Source organism: Actinoplanes sp. NPDC049599 (assembly GCF_044465625.1).
Classification (GTDB): domain Bacteria; phylum Actinomycetota; class Actinomycetes; order Mycobacteriales; family Micromonosporaceae; genus Actinoplanes.
On the sequence record NZ_JBITLX010000043.1, the window covers coordinates 1 to 20,045 of the forward strand.

Here is a 20,045-nt window from a genome sequence, read left to right on the forward strand (position 1 = left end):
AATCCTCGGAATACTTCGAAGGGCGGGGCACCGGGACATCCTTCCCCCAGACCACTGTCTGGTTTCAAGGTGTCCGGCTCGAAGGTGGAACTTCAAGATCACGGACGAGGAGTTGTTTGTCGAGCGGGTGGCCGCGCTGGATCTGGGCAAGGCCGGGTTGCAGGCGTGTGTGCGCACGCCGCACCCGGACCGGCCGGGCCGCCGGATGCAGGAGGTCCGCTCGTATGCCACCACGACGGCGCGGCTGCTGGAGCTGGCCGATTGGCTGCGCTGCGAACAGGTCACCGTGGTGGTGATGGAGTCCACCAGCGATTACTGGAAGGGCGTCTACTACCTGCTGGAGGCCGAGGGGTTCGACTGCCGGCTGGCCAATGCCCGGGAGGTCAAGAACGTGCCGGGCCGGGCCAAGACCGACAAGGCCGACGCGGTGTGGCTGGCCAAGGTCGCCGAACGGGGCATGTTCCGGCCCTCGCTGGTTCACCCGGAACCGATCCGCAGATTGCGTGACTTCACTCGCTACCGGCGTTCCTTGATCGGCGACCGGACCCGGGAACGGCAACGCGTGGAGAAACTCCTGGAAGACGCACAGATCAAGCTCAGGTCGGTGATCAGTGACCTGTTCGGGGTGTCCGGCCGGGCGATGCTGGACGCTCTGGCCGGCGGGCAACGAGACCCGGCCGTGCTGGCCGACCTGGCCCGGGCCTCGATGCGCGGCAAGATCGCGTTGCTGCGGGAAGCGCTGACCGGGTTCTTCACCGACCACCACGCGATGCTGCTGAGGATGATGCTGGATAACATCGACCGGCTCACCGACCAGATCGCCACCCTGGAACAGAACATCGAGGAGCTGGTCGCCCCTTTCTGCCGCCAGGTGGAGCAACTCACCACGATCCCGTGCGTGGGTCGCTTCACCGCCGCGGAACTGATCGCTGAACTCGGCGTGGACATGACCCGATACGCCAGCGCCGGGCATCTGGTGTCCTGGGCGAAGTTCTGCCCGGCCACGCACGAGTCGGCGGGCAAGAAGAAACCCAAGGGCCGTACCAAGGGCAACCCGTGGCTGGGAGCCACGATCGGGAACACGATCGGCGCGCTGACCCGCACCCCGACCTTCCTCGGCGCCCGCTACCGGCGCATCGCCCGCCGCCGCGGCGCGGGCAAAGCCATGGTCGCCGCCGGCAACTCGCTACTGACCAGCGTCTACCACCTACTCGCCGATCCCGGCGCCACCTACCAGGACCTCGGCCCCACCTACCACGACACCCTGATCAACCGCGACCGGCGAGCCCGCCACCTCGCCGCCGCTCTCGAAGCCGTCACCGGCCAGAACATCCTCATCCGCGACGGCAAAGCCCACATCATCGACACCGACCAAGCCGCCTGAACAGCCCAAACACAACCCGGCTCCGCCGGGTGCTGCCGCCTGCCCACTCACTCATCGATTTTCGGGTCAGACCTGATCGAGCCCGCAGTCGCCCATCTCACGCCGAGCCGGCCCGCGACCCGTGCCGCCACACCAAGGCGATCGGGTGTCACCGCGCCCGGAAGCGTCCTGGGCGAGGCAGGGGCGAACCGGACCGGTCCGCCCCTACGGGCGCCTAGCTGAGCGTCAGATTCAGCTTCTTCGTGCCGCCGTTGGCCGGGATGCCGACCTTGGTGGCGGTGTCGATGTCGGTGGCGTTGTGGTGCCAGCCGTGATGATCGTTCTCGCCGATGTACCAGCTCCAGTCGACCTTCACCTGCTGGCTACCGATCACCTTCAGCTCGTACGTGCCGCCGGGGCCGGCGGCGGACGAGTCGAACGTGCCCATCTGGTCGCCGGTAGCCGCGTTGAACGCGTGGATCCGCCACGTCGCGCCGGCCGGTGCGGTTACTTTGCCCTTCAGGGTCGAGCCGGCCACCGGGGTGAAGTTGTAGGTGGTGGTCCCGGACGGGAGCACGGGCACCGTCTCAGCCTGGTAGCGGTTGCCTACGTGGCCTGACCACTGCCGCGGATAACCAGCACCGCTGAAGAGCAACGGCCACGCGTACGGGCCGAGGTCGGTGATCGTGTAGCGGCCCTGGGCATCGGTGTCGGTGTCCCAACTCGGGCCGGCGTCGCCCCAGGCGCTCCACGCCACGTCCATACCGGCCAGCGGCTTGCCGGCCGCGTCGGTGACCATGCCGGTGATGGTGCCCGCCTTGTCGAGCAGCACGGCCGGCGCCGACACGGTCTTGCCCGGCACGACCTTGATGCGGGCCGCTGCCTTCTGCTCGCCGGTACCGCCGTTCCTGCCGACCCACTGGTCGCCGTAGCCGGTGGGTGCGACCGCATACATCTCATAGGTGCCGGCGGCCATGCTGGTCGAGGTCGCCTTGCCGGTGGTGTCGGTGCAGTCGCCGTAGCCGTCCGGCAGGCCGCCGTGGCCGAGCACCGCGAACGCCGGGCACACGCGGTTGACGGCGGCGCCGCTCACGTGGTCAGTGGCCGTGAACGAGACCTTACCGCCGAGCGCCAGCTTGATCGTCGCTGTGGTGGTCTCGCCGGGTGTCAGCGTCACCGGCTGGAAATCGGTGGAGAGGTAGTAGCTGCCCTCGCCCGGGTTGGCCGACATCTGGTAGGTGCCGCCCGGCAGGTCGGTGACGGTGATCTGGCTGCCACTGGTAGCACAGCCGGAGCCGTCGCCGGGCGAGGTGATCCATACACAGTAGTCGCTGACCGGGGCGCCGGTGGAGGCGTCGACCGCGTTGACCACCAGGGTGGCACCGGGCAGCCAGGTGTCATCGACCGTGATGTCGCCACCGCCCGGGACCGGGATCAGCGTGGCGGTGCCCTCGGTGCTCTTCCCGTACGCCCATTGGCTGCGCCCGCCGTCGGGACCGACGAAGGACACCCGGTAGTCGCCAGGGGACACGTCGCGCACCGTCCAGGTGCCGTCGGCGTCGGTGGTGGCGTTGAGCTGGATCCAGTTGTCGTTGCTGGCGAGGGCGACCGTGACCTGGTAGCCCGCTTTGGGGCCGCCGTCGTCGCCGGTCAGCGTGCCGTGCACGGTGGCTGGGAGGGGCTGGATGTCGTCGACCGTGATCTGCTGACCCGCCACGACGGTGAACTCGCGGGCCTTGGCCGGGTCGGCCGTGCCGGGCACGTAGATGTCGGGACCGCCGCCGACCGAGTAGGACACCGTGTAGCCGTCGCCGGCCAGCGCCTCGCCGAGCGAGTAGTTGCCCTCCTCGCCGGTGGTGGCCGAGCCGACCTGGTTCTGGCCGCGGTGCAGGGTGATCCGCGCGTCGGTCAGCGGCGACCCGTCGCTCGCGGTCAGGTGGCCGCTGACCGTGCCGGTCGGAAGTTTGTGGTCGTCAACCGTGGTGGTCTGGCCGGCCGTGACGGTGACGGCGGTCGCGGCGTCCTCGTCGGCGGCCTGGACGGCCCACTGCTCGGCGCTCTCCCACTTGAAGGAGACCTTGTAGGTGCCCGGCAGGGCCTCGACTGAATAGGCGCCCTGCTCGTCGGTGGAGCCGTAGAGCCACGCCCACGAGCCGATGCCCCTGACGGTGATGTTCGCGTAGGGCACCGGCTCGCCGCTCGCGTCGCTGAAATGCCCGGCGATGGTGCCGGTGGCAGGCTGTTTCTCGTTGACCGTGAGGGTGCCGCCCGCGGCCAGCGGGTAGGTCGTGGCGTGCTCTTGGTCGGTGACGCCTGGAGACCAGTGCTCGAGGCCGTTGTTGTTGAACTGGAGCTGTACGCCGCCGGCGGTCACGCCGGTGAGGCGGTAGCTGCCTGCGGAATTTGTCGTGGTGTCCTTGAGCCAGTCGCCCTCGCCCGAATAAGCGGTGACGCTGGCGCCGGCAATCGGTGCGCCGGCGCTGGTAGTGAAGACGCCCTGGACCGTGCCTGTGGCGGCGAGGGCCGGCGCGGCGAAAGCCCCCGCCACCAGCATCCCGACGGCGACGGCAGATCCAAGGCGAGCCAGACGGATGCGACTCATCGGTTCCCCCATGTGTCGTGAGTGGGGAGATCCTAGCCTTCCATTGATAAATGGAACTACCTGTCTGCCGTTGGGAGTTCGGGAGCAACCTCGACTCCATCGTGAGCGGGGACGCCGAGCCGTGATCAGCGGCGGAGCTACGAGCCGAACAAGGCAGTACCAACCTGTCCGGAGGCACGATCCTCGGCGCTCTCTTCGAACACCTCGTGGCGCTCAGCGTCGACACCTACGCCGAGGCAGCCGAGGGCCGGGTAAGCCACCTACGGACGCGTAACAACATCCACGAAGTGGATCTCATAGTCCAGCACGCCGACGGAAGGGTGCTGGGCATCGAGGTCAAGCTGGCCGACCGCGTCGAGGACGCCGACACCAAGCAGCTGCATTGGCTCCGCGACCGGATTGGCGAAAACCTGATCGACGCCGTCGTCATCTATGCAGGCGAGCGTGCATACCGCCGCCGCGACGACGTAGCCGTCGTCCCTTTGGCATTGCTCGGCCCCTGATGACAGGTTCCTGGCCGGGCCAACGTCATCTCTACTCCGGCGTGTCCAAAGGCGTAAGGCCGTAGCCAGGCTTCCGCCTCCGACCCGGCGCCGGGAGCCGGTGGGCTCTTCCGAGCATCGCGGACAGCTTCTGAGTTCGGTCACGAAACCGACGACGCCTTTCTTGAACTGGTCAAACATCCTGGCGAAACTTCCCAGAATTGGTGTCCCGGCAACGCTGACGAGACGGTTCGCATGGTGCAACGTCCGCCCCACCAGCACTCTGATGACCTGCGGTCATCTCGACCGAGCCTTGGCGTTGCGCGAATGGGCCCGCGATGCGGGAGCAGCGGATGGCTGAGCCAGGTGCCGCGGAGGCGTACGACGCAGCCAGACGCAGCTGGCGAAGGCGTCGGGAATGACGCAGCCCGCGATTCGAGGATTGGCGACCGCGATGCTCACCCGTATGCTGACCGCCCTGTCGCGTCAGGGGTGAGCACCGCCGGTACCGCAAGCCGCTCGGCCGCTGAGCGGTCGCGGCGGATGCCACAGCGGGATGCCGCTGCCCGAGGTGGTGCGGGCAGCGGCATCCCCGGCGGCTCATCCGACGTTGAGCCACACCCTGGTGGCGCCGGTGCGGGGGTCGACGTCGAGGTACTCGTCTCGTCCGTCGGCGTTGAGGTCGGCGAACTGGATCTGGCTGCTGGGAGCGCCGACGCCGCTGGCCACTTCACCGCCGGGGAACCAGAGGTAACCGTTGGTGCCGGGCCCGCCGTTCTGCCAGACCTTGACCGAGCCGTTGTCGCCCAGGACCAGGAAGTCGGCGCTCGCGGTGCCGTACAGGTGGGCGAACCTGATCTGGTTGCCGGGAGCACCCACGCCTGTGGCAACGGTGTTCTCGGGGAACCATAGCCAGTTCGCACCGCCGGCTCCGCCGTTCAGCCAGGCTTTGACGGAGCTGTCCGGGTTCACCGCCAGGTAGTCGTCCCGCATGTCGCCGTTGAGGTCGGCGAACCGGATCTGGCTGCCCGGGACGCCGACGCCGGTGGCCACCGTGCCTTGCGGATACCAGAGCCAGTTGGCTCCGCCGGGTCCGCCGTTGAGCCACGCCTGCACGGAGCTGTCCGCGTTCACGACGAGGTAGTCGTCCCGGGAGTCGCCGTTGATGTCCGCGAACCTGACGTTGGCGCCGGGCTTACCGACGCCACTCGCGACGGTTCCCCGGGGATACCACGGCCAGGTGGTCGGGTTCTGGCCGCCGTTCGCCCAAGCCTGGACGGAGCTGTCCGCGTTCACCTGGAGGTAGTCCGCCCGGTGGTCGCCGTCCAGGTCGGCGTAGACGACGCGGTCGGCGTTTCCCGTGGTGATCGAGCCCTGCGGGAGCCACAGGTAGCCGCTGCCGCCGGGACCGCCGTTGCGCCACATCTGGGTGTTGCCGGATGCCGGGTCGACGACGAGATAGTCGGCTCTGCGGTCGCCGTCGACGTCGGCGAACTGGGTCCGGCTGCCGGTGGAGCCGACGCCGGTGGCGATCACTCCGAGCGGCTGCCAGAGATAGCCGGTGCCGCCGGGGCCGGCGTTCTGCCAGGCGTTCACCGAGCCGTCCGAGTTGACGACGAGGTAGTCGGCGCGCCGGTCGCCGTTGAGGTCGGCGAACCGGACGTTGGCCCCCGGCACGCCGACGCCGGTGGCGACCAGCGTGCGCGGTGCGAACTCACCGGCGCCCTCGTTCGACTCGAACTGCACCGAACTGTCGTCGGCCACGTCGAGGAGGTCGCCGTCGCCGTCGCCGTCGAGGTCGGCCCAGTTCATGTTCCGCCCCATCCGGTCGTAGGACCCGAAGAAGACGAACTTGCCGTCGCCGTCGTAGCCCCGGACGGTCCCGAAGGTCGGGTTGGAGTCGGGATCCTGCTGGAGCAGCTCGGCCCGGTCGTCGCCGATCACGTCGGCGAACTCCCAGTCGTCATCGTGGGCGGGGAGGTCGATCGTGCGGTGTCCCAGCCAGGTGACCGGGTCGGTGCCACCGTTGTTCCAGATGTCGACCTTGCCGCTCGGGTGCGTGACCAGGTAGTCGGCCCGGCCGTCCCCGCTGACGTCGGCCAGCCGCACCTGGTCGCCGCTGCCCAGCGAAAGGCCGCCGGGGTAGGAGCCGGCGCCCATCGTTCCGGAGGCCACGACACCTTGCGGTGACCAGCCCTGCACGGGGCCGCCGGCCGAGTCCCCGCCGGCCGGCGGGGCCGTCACCCAGCCGGCATCGCGCGCCTTGAGGATTCCGTGGTAAAAGTTCGCCGCCATCTTCTGGTAGCCGCGGTCGTTGGGGTGCAGCCAGTCCGCCAGATCCGGCGGTGTCACGGAGTTCATGCTGACCAGTTGCACGTGCTTGCCGGCCGAGCGGCGGCTGGCCACCACGTCGGGGATCGCCGCGTTGAAGGCGTTGATCCGCGTCTGGGTCGCCGCGATGGTCGCGGGGACGATGGTCGAGACCACGACCGTGACCCCGGGCTGGTTGCGGAAGATCCGGTCGATCAGGCTGCCGAGCCGGCCCGGGGCACCCGCCGGGTTGACGTTGTTGTTCATGTCATTGGTGCCGAGGTGCAGCAGCACCACGTTCGGTTTGTACCTGGACAGTGCGCCGTCGACGATGCCGGCGACGTCGTCGATCAGCCAGCCGGAATGGCCCTCATGGGCACCGGGTGCCGGCCCGGAGTTCTGGGAGCCGACGAACTCGACACCGGCGCCGTGCTGCGTCAGCAAGCCGTAGAGCGCCTGCCGGTAGCCCGCGCTGTTGGTGCTCCCCGTGCCGTAGGTGATCGAGTCGCCCAGGGGCATGACCTTGAGGCGTACGTCGGTCGCCGTGACGCCGCGGGCCAGGCGTTCGACGTAGTTGTAGACAAGCACGCCCCAACCGTCGTTGCTCCACACGCCCGCGATGAGCGGGAGCGGGTTCGACCAGGAGCCCCACCGGGTGATGATGTTGCGCATGCTCTGCTGAGCAGCGCTGATCGAGGTGTTCAGCCCGGCGGCGGCGAACTCCACCAGCTTGCCGACGGCGGCCCCGGTCACCCCGCTGAGCAACGCGATGGCGACCGCTTCGGCCCAGACGTCGCCGTCACCGAGGGACCGGCCGTCGAAATAGGCGTTCATCAGCTCGCCGACCAGGCCCGACAAGGCCCCGCCGACGGCACCGCAGATGGGGGCGGCCAGGGGTGCGCCGACGTTGAACGCGGCCATGCAGAGCGCCGTGGACACGATGAGTACGGCGGTGCCGACGATGAACGCCAGCGACTTCTGCCACCAGTTGGCGGCCGTGCTGACCTCTCCCGCCGGGATGACCATGACGAGGCTGTTGCCGACGACCTGGATGCTGCCGTCGAACCGGGCGCCGGGCTCCTGCTTGTAGACGCCCACCGCGTTGCGCTGCGCCTGCTGGGCGAGGGACTCGCTGAGCGTCAGTCCCCGCCCCTGGTCGGCGCGCGTGGTGTCGACCACCCCGCGCATCAGCTGCTGCCACTGGTCGAGTCGCGTCGTGACGTTGAAGTCGACAGCACTCACCATGTCGTTGTCGCCGGCGGCCAGCGACCGCAGGCTGCCGGCGTCCCTGGCGCAGCCCATGCGCAGGGCGGCAGTGTTCGACGCGATGGCCTGAGGGTCGAAATTCGAACCGGCCGTGCCGCAGGCCGCGTCGGCGGCGGCGGCCGGTTCCGCGGAGCCGGCCACGACCAACACGACGCACAGTGCGGCCGCGAGCAGAGCGCCGACTCTCGTCTGTGGTCTTCCGGTGAACGTTCTTTCGGGCAGGGTCCTGGCCACGTATCGCCTCTTCCGATGTCCCGCCGGTCCGGGCACTGGTCGACTGCCACGCATGCGGATGACAGTTATAGATGAATGCTTTTCATACACGGGGGCCGACGCCGTCGATACATCGCTGTGCGACGAGTGCCCCAGCGCACACGCATCGAAGGTCGATGGGCATCGGCGGCACCAAGCGCGTTGGATCTCGCATCACGGATCACGATTTTGCGTGATCTACGATCGGCGGCTATGCGCCTGCGTGCTCTCGTCGTACTCGCCCTCGTGCCCGCCCTGCTGATCGCGGCCGGTGTCGGCGTCTGGTACGTGGTCACGCAGCAGGAGGGACGCTACGACATGGCCCCGCGCGCGTGCCCCAAGATTGAGCCGGTGCGCGACATCGCCGGTGCGAAGCAGCTGATGAACGACATCCGTTCCCGGCCGGGCGTGACCGCCTTTGCTGGTGTCGGCGACGACGCGTACGTCCGAGATCGTGATTTTTATGTGCGGGTCAGCAACCTGGTGGTCACCATTACGGTCCACCCTGACCAGACCAGCGCACCGGACCAGGTCAAAGCCTTCATCATCGCCGTGGCCGACCGTCTCTGACCAGCTCGAGCCGGCTTTGCCTGGCGAAACAAGCTAGGACGCGTGCTCGACCTGTACGCGCCCGGCCGCTGCCATGACGGCTGCGGCCACCTCGTCCGCCCGGGAAGTCTTGCCGGACCATTTCGCCGCGTTGGGCTTCTGCACCGCCCAGGCCGTGACCGCCCCTCCGGAGCGGCGCCGGATGCTCAGTCCGGCATAGGCGCCCCCCGGTGCCGGCGACATCGCCCAGTGGCACCCGGCTCGTGCCCCACGGATTGCGGACGACGACGTCTGTGCCGGTGAGGGTCAGAGCCGGCCAGAACGCGAAGCGCCAGACGGCCGCGAGGCCGACCACGAGCGCCGCGGCGCCCGTCACCGGGCCAGCCGTGAGGAAGGCGAACACCGCCATCAGCACGACCCACGCGAGGCTGCCGAACCGCCCGAGCGGGGACACTTTCCATACCTGCGGCATGGCGCGGAAGTCTACGCACAACAGGGGTCAGCGCGGCCGCCGGCACAACGTATGGCCGTCGGGGCAGAGGTAGTAGTCCACGCCCGGCTCCAGACGCATCCGCGATGCGATGCGGTAGGTGACGGCCGGGCCGCCCGGCGCCAGCACGATGACGTACGGGGCATTGTGGTCCCAGCCACCGTCGTAGCCGGCGAAGACGTCGGTTGCCCCGGCGGCGTAGCCGGATTCGAAGATCGCCTTGTCGGTCGCCGGCAGGTTCAACGTGGCCTGCTCGGCGCGGCCCTCACGTACGCCGTCGACATGCCCGGCGTCGTACCCTCGATCGGCCGCCGGCCTCGGCCCGGCGCCCGTCACCCGGCCCGCCCAGAACATGCCCGCACCGACCAGAATCAGAAACACCACTGCCAGCCCGGTCGACATCCGAATTCGCATGCTTCCAGCATGGCCATCGACGGTCAGGTCTGAAGGGTATGGATCCGGAGCCCACCCAACTGGCCTGCGCCTTCGTTCACGCGAATGTAGGGCGCGACGATGGCAGTGAGCGCCTCATCGCGCAGCAGGCCCAGCGCGAGAGCATCCTGGACGACCTGAGCCACCGCGGACTCGTCCTCGCCGTCGGAAAGCAGATCGTCAACGATCGCCGGTACGGTGTGTACCGGAAGCCCACCCCAGATCTCCCAGCTGTCCGGGGCGATCTGTGACCGGACGCGCAGTTTGATGTCGTTGCGTCGTGGTCGCAGTCGGGTGGTGGCGTAGAACTCGTGTTCGTACGGAATCAGGTCACCGAGTCCGCGCAGGTGCGCGGCACTGCGGTGGCTGATGACGAGGTTCGGGGCGGTGGTGCGTTCGTGCCACGACTGGGCGCCGCCGAGTTGCAGCCAGGCCGCACGTAGCGCGTCGAGGTCAGGGTCTTCCGGCACGCCCGTGAGTCGATATACCCGCGTGGCCTGATCGGCGATGGCCAGCGTGCCGTCATCGACGAGTCGGTTCAGGTCTTGCCGGGATACCCCGAGCAAGCGGGCTTGTCCTGCGGTGATCATGCCCCACTGTTCGCTGGCCACCGGGCTGATCGCGGCTAGCGCAGTGCGTCTCGACATGGAGCGATAGTACCAATAGTGCGACGAACGCTCCAGCGCGCTCGTTGACCGCTAACGAAAACCCGCCTCCGACGACCAGCGAAAACGCCGGACCACATGTCATCGGGCCTCATCCCGCTGCCCGTGACCTGGCCATCCGTACGGGCAGCGGGTCACCGGCGACCGTCGGTACGGATTTCGCATACTGATACCGCTTGGTCGAATATGGCATTGCGCGAACCGCGGTTCGCTCGGGCGTTGTCCCGGGCTCGATGTGGTACACGGGTATATGCCCAAGAGTCGTGGTCGTCCCGCGGGACGGGGTAAGCCGAAGCGTCCGCAGCGAGCGGTGCGTGAGTTGCGGTTGTCGGATCGGTTGATGCGTGATGCGCCGTCGATCGTGTCCGAGGACAGTGCGCTCGAGGTCGAGCGGTGGGCCAGTGGGTGGCTCGGCGCGGCGTGGTCGGCGGCAGGGCGGCGTGGGGTCCGGCCAAGCAGATCGCTGCGGAGCTGGCGGCCCGCGGTATCGACCTCACCGACCCGGAGGCTGTCGACGGAGCAATGCAGGGACTCAATGCCGAACGCCTCGCTCGGCGTCTGATCGACTGATCACCCGAACGAGGCACCCCGTGACGGGGTCGTTCTGACGGCTCACGCTACGACCGGGCGGTGCCGGAACTCCTGGCCCAATACAGCGACGGCCTGGAGGACGTCGACCGAGCTGAGTGATCACGGCGGTGGAGCGGTGATATCGGCGAGGCCGGTGAGGCAGGTCCAGGCGCCAGGTACGTCCAGCGCACGTGCCGCGTACGCGACGTCGAGGAGATCTTCGCTCAGGTAGCGGTCGTACTTGTCGTGTTGCTTCGTTCGTATGGTGGCGGCTACGGCGACGGGGTCGGGCGCCGGACCGGCCACCAGGTTTGTGATCAATCCGAGGAGCCGATGGGGTGTGCATCTGGCGACGGTGATCGCCAGCCCGTCCTGCCCCACGGTCAGCCCGTGCAGTCCGAGGACCGCGACGAGCGTGTTCATGATCCGATCGCCGCACCAGGGGAACAGCAATGTCTCCTGGTCCTGGGCGAAGATGCGGCGGGTGGCGTGCCCGTACGCATGGAATGCGGCTCGCCCCTCGGCCAGCAGAGTCCGTGCCGTGGCGTCGAGATAGCGGGGGACGTCGCCGGAGCGATACAGCTGGAACATCCGTTGCCTCACGTCGTCCGCGATCTCTCCGCCGGTGCCGGGGAAGACGGGTGGCTTGCCTGCCTCGGCGGCAGTCAGCTCGATCAGCCGTTGTGCGGTGTCCACGGACAGGACCCGCCATCGCGCGCCGCTGAAGATGAGCAGCGTGCCGGGGAGGATCGGGCGGTCCACGGGGAGCGAGCCGAGGGTGTAGCCGTCGGCGACGAGCCGGTAGTCGAGGGACGTGTGGAACGAGGCGTAGAAACTGTAGTGCCCGAGGAGCCGTTCGCCTTCCCGGCCTGGGAGCAGGGCGCCGTCGGGATGCTGTTCGAGGAGTTGATGCCGGCCCATGTCGCGTAGGACGCGGAGGAAGAGGCCCTGGTCGACGCGCCGGAAAGGGCCGGTGTCACAGAGCGTCGCGAACAACTCGCCAGCGGTCGCACCGCCCTGGTGCGCGGTGATGGACAGGATCTGCTGGATCAGCGCGGAGAGGTGGAGGCCCGCGTCGTCCGGAGGCTCGTACCAGGCCGCGATCAGCAGCTCGATCATGGCGACGGTCTGGAACAGCTCGGGACGAAGCGTGTCCGCCTGGGCGATGCCAGGCGTGAGTTCCGGTTCTGCCACGTACACCCGCAGGACGGCCGGCTGACCCGGCCGACGGCCGGAGCGTCCGAGTCGTTGCCGCAGGCCCGAGACGGTCGGCGGGGCTCCGATCTGGGCGACCGAGTCCACCGAGCCGACATCGATGCCGAGTTCCAGGGTGGAGGTGCAGATCGCGGTCACCGGGGTGGCCGGATCCTTGAGGCGTTCCTCGACGTGTTCGCGTACCTCTTTGGACAGGCTGCCGTGGTGGGCGAGGAAACGTGCCGGGGCGTTGGCCCGGACAGCGCGTTGGGTGAGCAGGTCGGCGTACACCTCGACGGCTGCGCGTGAGTTGGCGAAGACAAGATTGTCGGTGCCTCGCAGGGTCCGGAACAAATGATCGGCTATGGCGGCGCGATCACCGGGTTCCTCCCCTGGAGGTGGCGGGGTGGCAGGGTCGAGGTAGCCGCGGACCTGGAGCCGGATCTCGCCGCCGGGCTCGGTGGAGGACACCACCGCGACCTCGGCGCCACCACGCGGCCGGAGGAATTCCGCCGCGCCCGCGAAATCGCCGAGCGTCGCGGAGAGCGCCACCCGCGGTATTCGCCGGCCGGCAGCCCGTTCGACCCGGTGAAGCAGTGCCTGGAGTTGGGCACCCCGTTCGGTCCCGATGAAGGAGTGCAACTCGTCGACGACGATGTACCGCAGGCCTCCGAAGATCCGGCCCGCGCGGTCGCCGTGCCGGACGAAAAGCGCCTCCAAGGACTCGGGGGTGATCAACAGCAGCCCGTCCGGGGCGCGTAACACTCTGGCTTTCCCGGCTGCCGGCGCGTCGCCATGCCATCGGTGCACGCGGAGGCCGAGTGGATCCGCCAGGCCGGCTATCCGGTCGTACTGGTCGTTGATCAGCGCTTTCAACGGGCTCACCGTGAGTGCCCCGACGCCCGCGCCGATGCCCTGCGCGTGCAGGCGGGCGAGGACCGAGAGGATCGGTAGCAGCGCCGCCTCGGTCTTGCCGCTCGCGGTGGCCGAGGCGATGATGACGTCGCGTTCCCCGGCACTGATCAGCGCGGCGGCGCGTTCCTGGACATCACGCAGGCGGTCCCAGCCCTGGTTGTAGATCCATCGCTGGATGGCCGGATGGTAGAGGGCGTACGCCTGTGACGGCGGGTTCTCGTTCACCGGCTCAGAGCTGAAAGGAGGTGAGTTCGTCGTCTCCGGGCGCGGAGCCGGCCGGCGCGAGGTCGAGCATGCCGAGAAGAGCTGACCAGTGCAGGCCGGGGTGCTGCTCGAGCAGCGCCAGCAGGTCGAGGAAGCCGCGGATGGTCTCTCGGGGGGTACGGAAGTACGCGTCACCGAGCCGCTCCGAGCAGTACGCCATGTACGCGGTGAGTGCCTCGTCCGGCACCAGGTACCGTGCCGGGTCGCCTGCGGCGAACACGTGCCGGAGTTTCGTCAGCAGAACGAAGACGTCCTCCGGGGCCAGACTGCCCAACCGGATCACCGGGCCGGAGTGGTCGATCCGGTCGCTGCCGGCGAACCGGTTCGGCGCGAGCCGCGATGCCAGGGCCGGGTAGGAGAACAGGCCGCGCCGCGGGTCGAGCAGGAACTCGGGGGTGCCGCCGAACAGGAAGCCCAGATGGGCCGCGCTGCCCTGGGTCGTGTCGTTGACGATCCGCAATACCTGTTCGTAGTTGGCGTTTCGCGCGGCTGATCCGATGATCTTGTAGAGGTTGACCATCTCGTCGAGGCAGACGAGCAAGCCGTTGAAACCGGCCAGGCGTACGAAGCGAGCCATCAGTCGCAGGTGGTCGTAGAAGGTGCTGTCGTCGACGATCGTCCGTACGCCCAGTGCGGCGCGGGCGTCCACCCGGCTGGTGAACTCGCCACGCATCCAGCGCACGGCGTCCGTACGCAATCGGTCGTCCCCGCTGTCGTAACCGCGCCAGTAGGCGCCGACCACTGCGGCGAAGTCGTAGCCGCCGGTCATCTCGGTCAACGAGGCGAGCCGTGTCCGGATCGTCTCCGCCGGGTCGTCACCCGAAGCGGCGGCGTCGCCGAGCGCGGAGGTGACGAACCGCTCCACCACCGTGGCCAGCGCCGCGCCGTCCGGCCGGGCCCTGGTCGCCATGTTGCTCATCAGCTCCGCGTAGAGAGCGCGCGCCTGCCCGGCACCGGCGTGCAGGCGCCGGTCCGGAGACAGATCCGCGTGTACGGTGACCAGCCGCCGCTCAAGGGCGACCGAGCGGACCAGATGCAGGAAGAAGGTCTTTCCCGAACCGTACTCTCCGATGATGAACCGGCAGCCGGCGCCGCCGCCGGCGATTCTGTCGACGTCATGCACCGCCGCCTGCACCTCGGCTGCCCGGCCGACCTGGATGTGCTGTTGCCCGGCGCGCGGGACCATGCCTGCCCGCAGCGAGGCAACGATCGCGTCCCGCTCCCGGGGCCGGATTCGTCCGGCCGCGGATGGTGTACCCGGGTGTGTCATGGCGCGCGCCCATCTTTGGCATGGCCGGATGCCACTGGCGTGCAGGCGGTCACGCGAGCAGCTCCGTGAGAATGTCGTCGGCAACGGTGAGGGTAGCGTCGCCCTCGACCACCGGGGCTCCAGTGGTGTCGATCGCCACCTCGTTCAGCAGATCCAGGGCGCCGTCCGGCATGACGCCGTGCACCATCGCGAGGGCCACGTACTCCTCCCGATTCCACGAGGGACGCACTGCCAGGGCGCGCAGCAGGGCGCCGTGGGCATGATCAAGACCGGTGACTGGTTGATCGGCCGGTGGCTGCCGTTCCTGCTCTTCAGGGGGTTGCTCTTCGAAAATCGCGTGGAGGACCGCGGCGGCGGCGCTGCTCTCCGTTTGCTTCTTCCGGACCAGGGCCGGGTCGATGAGGAAGCCGGTGCGTTGCGGCCCAGCGGGTGTCGTCCAGGGCAGGGCGTACCCGTTCGAGTGATTTTCCCCGGTCTGGACGACGACCGGTTCATCCGCCCGGGCGGCATCCGCGGTCTCGGCGATGGGATCCGGCGGGCCGGCGATGCGCGGCAGGATCGTCGGCACGTCTGCCGTGCTGCGTTCGTGGAGCCGGTGGAAGACGAGGTCCGGTTGCAGCCCGAGGATCCGATAGATCCGCGTCAGCGCCGCGACGGTGGCCGGGCTGACTGCGGGGTCGGCCGTGACCGCCACCGTCACCAGGTAATGCCCGGCTGTCTCCCGGTCGGCGGCTGTCATCATGGTCGTCTGCCGGCCGAGCCGGTCGATGTCCACGCGGGTGGTCAGCAGCCAGCCCAGCCGCGCGGCCAGCCGCAGGTCCTCGCCGGGATCCAGGCGCAGGACGGCGGCCAGGTCAGTGGTCGTGGCCAGCAGTGCGGTTCCGATCCGGCCTCGTGGATCGACGGGGCCGGCTGCTGAGGCCACTGCGGCGGCGCACCGGGCGATGGCTGCCGCGGAGGGGAACGAGGGGCCCGGCCGGTCGGCCGTCGGCGGGGCCAGCCGGAACAGGACCGCCGGGCCGGGAGCCAGGGCCGTGGCGCCGAAACGCACGTCCGGCTCGACCCCGAGGTCGAGCTTCGCGAGCACTGCCAGAAGCGCGGCGGCCTCGTCAGCGGCCATCCGCTCCGGTGCCGCGGCCGACCAGAACTCCCAGAACTCGCCGGCGTTGATGAAGGCCCGCGATTGCCCGTCGAGGTGACGTTCGGCCCAGACGCGCACCGCGCCGAGTCGGCCGTACCGGGCGTCGACCAGTTCGGTGGGCAGCATCGGTACGGCCGCAAGCGTCTCGCGTCCCTGCGGAAACCGTGCCAGCCAGCGGCGGTACGGATCCAGGGCGGTGGCCACCTCGTCGCGCAGCGCGGCGAGTGGCCGTACGTCCTGCGGCTCAACCAGCAGGTCGGGTAGGTCGGCACGGCAGACCAGGGTGGTGGCCAGGCCGGGGTTGGCGGGCCGGTAGCGCAGCCGGATGCCGACGCTGTCTCTCGGTGGGATCATCCCGCGTCCGAAGCGATCTTGGTACCGGAGGGTGAAGAGGCGGTTGAACTCCGCCTGGCAGTCGGTCTCACTCCGGCGCGGCGTCAGCGACGGATGGTGACGAAGCCATGCACGCGCCCAGCCGGCCGGCACCGGAGCCGAGGTGACCGCGAAACGAGCCAGCCCCGTCCGTACCGCCATCGCCGACTCCCGGTCGGGCTGGGCAGTCGGCGCCCGGTGCGGGGCTGTCAACAGTTCGAGCAGGTCGAGCAGCTGTTCGAGGGTGTCACGCAGAGCTGTCGCACCGGCGCCGTACCTCGCCCTCAGCCCTCGTACCGCCATGGTGAGCGCGGGCAGCTCGCGGTGCACCGCGGGATCGTCGTCCCCGTCCAGCAGCAGGCGGCGTTCGAGTCCGAAGCAGAAGAGCAGGACCAGGCCGGGCGGGACCTCCGTACGCCGGCCGCCGGCCAGCCAGTCCAGATAGGCCTTGCGGGCGCCGGGCGAGAGCAGACGGTACGCCAGTTCCGGGCCGCTGCTGGGCACGATGAAACGGCCGGGCGAGGCAGCCACCGGCAGGTCGGGGTTGATCAGAGCCGGCTCGGCGAGGTGCCCGCCGATGTAGAGGAGTCCGCCGGGGATAACATGGCCGCCGACCGCCGCAGGCTCCCTGGGCGGCACCCATCGCCATGGGGATCGCGATGCGCTGACCACACGTCGCACTGTAATCCGCAGGGTGATGCCGCCGGACCGGGGCAGCCGCTACGCTCCACGAGATGGGACCGCAAACGTGTCAGATCCAACCTCCGTCGAGTTGACCGGGGACTCGGAGCAGCCGTCCGCTGCGGAGAGTATCGAGACGTCGCTCGCGGCCACCGAACGGGCGCTGGAGACCGCACTGCGCGGCGCGAACGCGGCGGTGCGGGAGCTGAAGCGGGCGCTCGGCGCGGCTCGTACCGGTCAGGTTCGTGACCTGCGGAAAGGGTTGTCAGCCGCACAGACCGCGGCCGACGGGCTCGCGGCCGAGACGCGTGTGCTCGGTGAGGCATTCGACTTCGATGAGCGCGAATACCTCGCATCGGGCGGGTTCGTGAAGGAGCTGCTGGCGGAGGCGGCGGTGCGAGGACTGTCGATCGTCGAGGGCGACGATGACCGGCTGCTCTGCTACCCCTCGCTGCTGCGGATTCTGCCCAACGACGCGGCGATCGAGATCGACAAGGTGCGTGACCGGCGCTTGCGCCCCTCGGTGCTGGTCAGCGCGCTGGCCCGGGCACAGGAACGGGGTACCCGCTTCAAGGCCGAGCAGTTCCTGGACAGCTTGCGATCCGCCTACGAACTGCGCGTCGCCGTCGATGGCGCCCGTGCCGACGCCGTGATCCGGCTGGTCGACATCTGGACGGTGCTGACCATGCTGCCGGGGCAGCGTACCCAGTACTCCCGGCAGGAGTTCGCCCGTGACCTCTATCTGCTCGACCAGAGCGGGGTCACCCACACCGAACGCAATCCGCGGGAGTTGCGCTGGTCGGCCAGCACCGGAACCAAGGGCTCCGGCGTGCTGACCACGGTGACTCGCAACGGCCAGGAGCAGCGATACTGGGGGGTCTCCTTCACCACCGCCACCGAGCCGGCCGAGTCGTGAGCACCGCCGAGCTCGGCGTCGCCGCCTATCTCGACTTCGTCGAGCGCGAGTACCTGGCCGGATACATCGCCGGCGGCGGCGCCTCGGTCAAGCTGCTGTGTCCCGCGGACGACGAGGTCCGTGGCCGGCTGGCCTCCGCGTTTCCCGAGCTCGGCAACGGTTACGCATATGCCGAAGTGGATGCCGTGTCCACCCGGATCCACCTGATCGACCAGGTCTTCACCGCTGTAGCCCGGCAGATGGACTGGGTGGGGCTGGCGGACGCCGTCGTACGATCCTCCCTGGACCTGGCGGGTTTCCCCGCGCCCGCCGGCGCCGACGGCATCGATCTCGCGGTGATCGCCCGGCATCACGATGTGGACGCCGCTGAGCTGTACCGCAGCGTCCGCCGGGCCATCGAACGGCTGGTGCTGCGAGACGCGGAGATGAGCCACGAGTTCCGGGTGGCGATGCTCCGACTGTGTCAGGAACGTCTGGGCCGGGGCGATGTGACTCTCCGCGAGCGGGAGACGGTGATCGGCTGGCTGCAAGGCGAACGGCTACCCGCTGCGGACCTGCGCGGCGTGGGGCTGAACACCAAGGTGAACCGCTACAACGCCCGGCCGCTGCTGCTGTCGCTGACCCGATGGCTGCGTGTCGCCGGGCGGACCGGCCTGGTGCTGCGGCTGGATCTGGACCGCCTTGCGGTGACCCGGCGCCCGCCGGTGGGGTTGCGGGACGGGTTCTACTACGCGAAGGCCGCGACCCTGGACGCGTACGAGCTGGTTCGCCAGCTGATCGACGCGATCGACGAGATCGCCGGGTTGTTCGTTGCCGTCCAGGTGCCGACCGTCCTGGTCCACGACGAGGCCCGAGGGCTGCCGTCATATACGGCTCTGCAAATGCGGGTCACCGACGAGGTGCGCGACAGGCGCCGGCAGAACCCGTACGCCGCGCTGGTGCGTCTCGGCGCCGAAGCAACGGAGGTGTCCTGATGACCGGCACGGACAGCGAAAGCGCGGCGGCCGTCGCCGCCCGCCGCGCGATCGAGGCGTTGCGTTCGGGAGTGCCCAGCCGGGACGCGGTCGCGGCGCTGGGGAGCGGGCAGTCGGCGATCGAAGACCGCTTCGAATCTCTGTGCGCATCGGTGAAGGCCGGCACCCCGGGCAGCATGCTGATCGGTGGCGGCTTCGGTGCTGGGAAGAGCCATCTCCTGGAGCACCTCGCCCGGCTGGCACTGAACGCCGGCTGGACCGTCAGTCGCGTAGTGATCAGCAAGGAGACCCCGCTTCACGATCCCGCCAAGGTCTTCCGGGCGGCGGCCGACTCGGCTTGGCGGGAGGGACAGGCCCGTCCGGCGATCGTCGAAGCGGCCGCCGAGCTCGACCTCGACGGCCGGTCATACGCCGAGCTGCTGCGCTGGGCCTCTTCGAGCGGCGCGGAGCTGAACGAACGGTTCCCGGCGACCCTCGCACTGTTCGCGCACCTTCGTGATCGGGATGCGGCGTATGCCGAGACGATTCTGCGGTTCTGGTCGGGCGATCCGATCGCGGTCCCGGAACTGCGGAGGCGGCTGAAGGAGATCGGCGAGCAGCGGCCCCTCCTGCCGCCGATCGCGGCGCCGGAACTGGCACGGCAGCGGATGCGCTTCGCGGCCCGGCTGCTCGCGGCCGCGGACTCCCCCGGGTGGCTGCTCCTCTTCGACGAGGTCGAACTCATCGGCCGCTACTCGCTGCTCCAGCGCGCGAAATCGTACGCGGAACTGGCCCGGTGGATGCGCGGCGAGCACGCCGGCGGCGGTATCCCGATGGCTGCGGTTTTCGCGATGACCGACGACTACGAAGCGGCAGTCATCACCGGGCGCAACGACCGGGACGTCGTCCCGGCGCGGTTGCGCGCCAAGGGCACTCCGGAAGCGGGCGAGCTCGCAACGGCCGCTGAGCTCGGAATGCGAATCATCGACCGGGAGACGCATCTTCTCACCCCGCCGGACGACACCGAACTCAAGCAGGTGTACGCCCGGCTGCGTGAGCTGCATGGGCAGGCTTTCGGCTGGCGACCCCCCGATGTGAAGGGCCTCGAACGGCTCGGGGCGACCCGCATGCGGCAGTACGTTCGGGCCTGGATCAACGAATGGGATCTGGTACGGCTGGACCCCGAATACCGGCCGGAGACCGAAGCCGTCGAAATGATCAGCGACTATCGCGAGGATCCCGACCTGGAGCGCGCTGGAACCGAGTAGTGCGGTGGGCGGGAGAACCGCCATTGCCTAACAGTGGGGAGCGGCATTAAGGCGGACTCGGCGGCCCGTCGCCGCCGCGTCGCCGCCAGG

At 69.2% G+C, this 20,045-nt stretch carries 13 protein-coding genes and 1 pseudogene; 7 read left to right on the forward strand and 7 right to left on the reverse strand.

The window, feature by feature from the left end; genetic code table 11:
* The first annotated feature begins 112 nt into the window (after nucleotides 1–112).
* Complete coding sequence (locus ACIBQZ_RS40530; RefSeq protein ID WP_396094274.1) at nucleotides 113–1,384, forward strand: IS110 family transposase; 1,272 nt, start codon at nucleotides 113–115, stop codon at nucleotides 1,382–1,384.
* A 214-nt stretch (nucleotides 1,385–1,598) separates the two neighbouring features.
* Here ACIBQZ_RS40530 and ACIBQZ_RS40535 read toward each other — a convergent pair whose 3' ends face one another.
* Nucleotides 1,599–3,965 carry a carboxypeptidase regulatory-like domain-containing protein gene (locus ACIBQZ_RS40535; protein ID WP_396094275.1) on the reverse strand — a complete coding sequence of 789 codons (2,367 nt, stop codon included), beginning with the start codon at nucleotides 3,963–3,965 and terminating at the stop codon, nucleotides 1,599–1,601.
* Between the two features lie 161 nt (nucleotides 3,966–4,126).
* Between ACIBQZ_RS40535 and ACIBQZ_RS40540 the strand changes: the two are divergent.
* A pseudogene (locus ACIBQZ_RS40540) lies at nucleotides 4,127–4,468 on the forward strand (DUF4143 domain-containing protein); the annotation flags it as partial.
* A 579-nt stretch (nucleotides 4,469–5,047) separates the two neighbouring features.
* Here the strand turns inward: ACIBQZ_RS40540 and ACIBQZ_RS40545 are convergent.
* The gene (locus tag ACIBQZ_RS40545; protein ID WP_396094276.1) at nucleotides 5,048–8,173 is read right to left on the reverse strand and encodes an FG-GAP-like repeat-containing protein; all 3,126 of its coding nucleotides are present in this window, start codon (nucleotides 8,171–8,173) and stop codon (nucleotides 5,048–5,050) included.
* Between the two features lie 315 nt (nucleotides 8,174–8,488).
* Between ACIBQZ_RS40545 and ACIBQZ_RS40550 the strand changes: the two genes are divergently transcribed.
* Nucleotides 8,489–8,845: a hypothetical protein gene (locus ACIBQZ_RS40550; protein WP_396094277.1), complete on the forward strand. Its 357-nt coding sequence runs from the start codon at nucleotides 8,489–8,491 to the stop codon at nucleotides 8,843–8,845.
* 478 nt (nucleotides 8,846–9,323) lie between these two features.
* Here ACIBQZ_RS40550 and ACIBQZ_RS40555 read toward each other — a convergent pair whose 3' ends face one another.
* Nucleotides 9,324–9,716, reverse strand: coding sequence for a hypothetical protein (locus tag ACIBQZ_RS40555; RefSeq protein ID WP_396094278.1), 393 nt, complete (start codon nucleotides 9,714–9,716; stop codon nucleotides 9,324–9,326).
* 35 nt (nucleotides 9,717–9,751) lie between these two features.
* Nucleotides 9,752–10,393, reverse strand: a complete 642-nt coding sequence (locus tag ACIBQZ_RS40560; protein ID WP_396094279.1) for a type IV toxin-antitoxin system AbiEi family antitoxin domain-containing protein — start codon at nucleotides 10,391–10,393, stop codon at nucleotides 9,752–9,754.
* Nucleotides 10,394–10,804: 411 nt separating this feature from the next.
* Here ACIBQZ_RS40560 and ACIBQZ_RS40565 point away from each other — a divergent pair, with 411 nt between their 5' ends.
* The gene (locus ACIBQZ_RS40565; RefSeq protein ID WP_396094280.1) at nucleotides 10,805–10,981 is read left to right on the forward strand and encodes a hypothetical protein; all 177 of its coding nucleotides are present in this window, start codon (nucleotides 10,805–10,807) and stop codon (nucleotides 10,979–10,981) included.
* Nucleotides 10,982–11,101: 120 nt separating this feature from the next.
* Here ACIBQZ_RS40565 and ACIBQZ_RS40570 read toward each other — a convergent pair whose 3' ends face one another.
* Genes ACIBQZ_RS40570 through ACIBQZ_RS40580 form a run of 3 tightly spaced genes read right to left on the reverse strand, consistent with a single transcriptional unit; the run spans nucleotide 11,102 to nucleotide 16,776 of the window.
* A complete protein-coding gene (locus ACIBQZ_RS40570) occupies nucleotides 11,102–13,315 on the reverse strand; it encodes a DEAD/DEAH box helicase (RefSeq protein ID WP_396094281.1) in 2,214 nt (737 codons plus the stop codon).
* A 4-nt stretch (nucleotides 13,316–13,319) separates the two neighbouring features.
* Nucleotides 13,320–14,708, reverse strand: a complete 1,389-nt coding sequence (locus ACIBQZ_RS40575) for an ATP-binding protein (protein ID WP_396094282.1) — start codon at nucleotides 14,706–14,708, stop codon at nucleotides 13,320–13,322.
* Complete coding sequence (locus ACIBQZ_RS40580; RefSeq protein WP_396094283.1) at nucleotides 14,674–16,776, reverse strand: TerB N-terminal domain-containing protein; 2,103 nt, start codon at nucleotides 16,774–16,776, stop codon at nucleotides 14,674–14,676. Before ACIBQZ_RS40580 ends, ACIBQZ_RS40575 begins: the two co-directional genes overlap by 35 nt.
* A 55-nt stretch (nucleotides 16,777–16,831) precedes the next feature.
* Here ACIBQZ_RS40580 and ACIBQZ_RS40585 point away from each other — a divergent pair, with 55 nt between their 5' ends.
* From ACIBQZ_RS40585 to ACIBQZ_RS40595, 3 genes are read left to right on the forward strand one after another with little or no spacing between them, the layout of a single operon-like run.
* Nucleotides 16,832–17,734 carry a hypothetical protein gene (locus ACIBQZ_RS40585; protein ID WP_396094284.1) on the forward strand — a complete coding sequence of 301 codons (903 nt, stop codon included), beginning with the start codon at nucleotides 16,832–16,834 and terminating at the stop codon, nucleotides 17,732–17,734.
* Nucleotides 17,731–18,708 (forward strand): BREX system ATP-binding domain-containing protein, encoded by a 978-nt coding sequence (locus ACIBQZ_RS40590; RefSeq protein ID WP_396094285.1) that lies wholly within the window; start codon nucleotides 17,731–17,733, stop codon nucleotides 18,706–18,708. Before ACIBQZ_RS40585 ends, ACIBQZ_RS40590 begins: the two co-directional genes overlap by 4 nt.
* A complete protein-coding gene (locus ACIBQZ_RS40595) occupies nucleotides 18,708–19,955 on the forward strand; it encodes a BREX system ATP-binding domain-containing protein (RefSeq protein ID WP_396094286.1) in 1,248 nt (415 codons plus the stop codon). Before ACIBQZ_RS40590 ends, ACIBQZ_RS40595 begins: the two co-directional genes overlap by 1 nt.
* The last annotated feature ends 90 nt before the right edge of the window (nucleotides 19,956–20,045 follow it).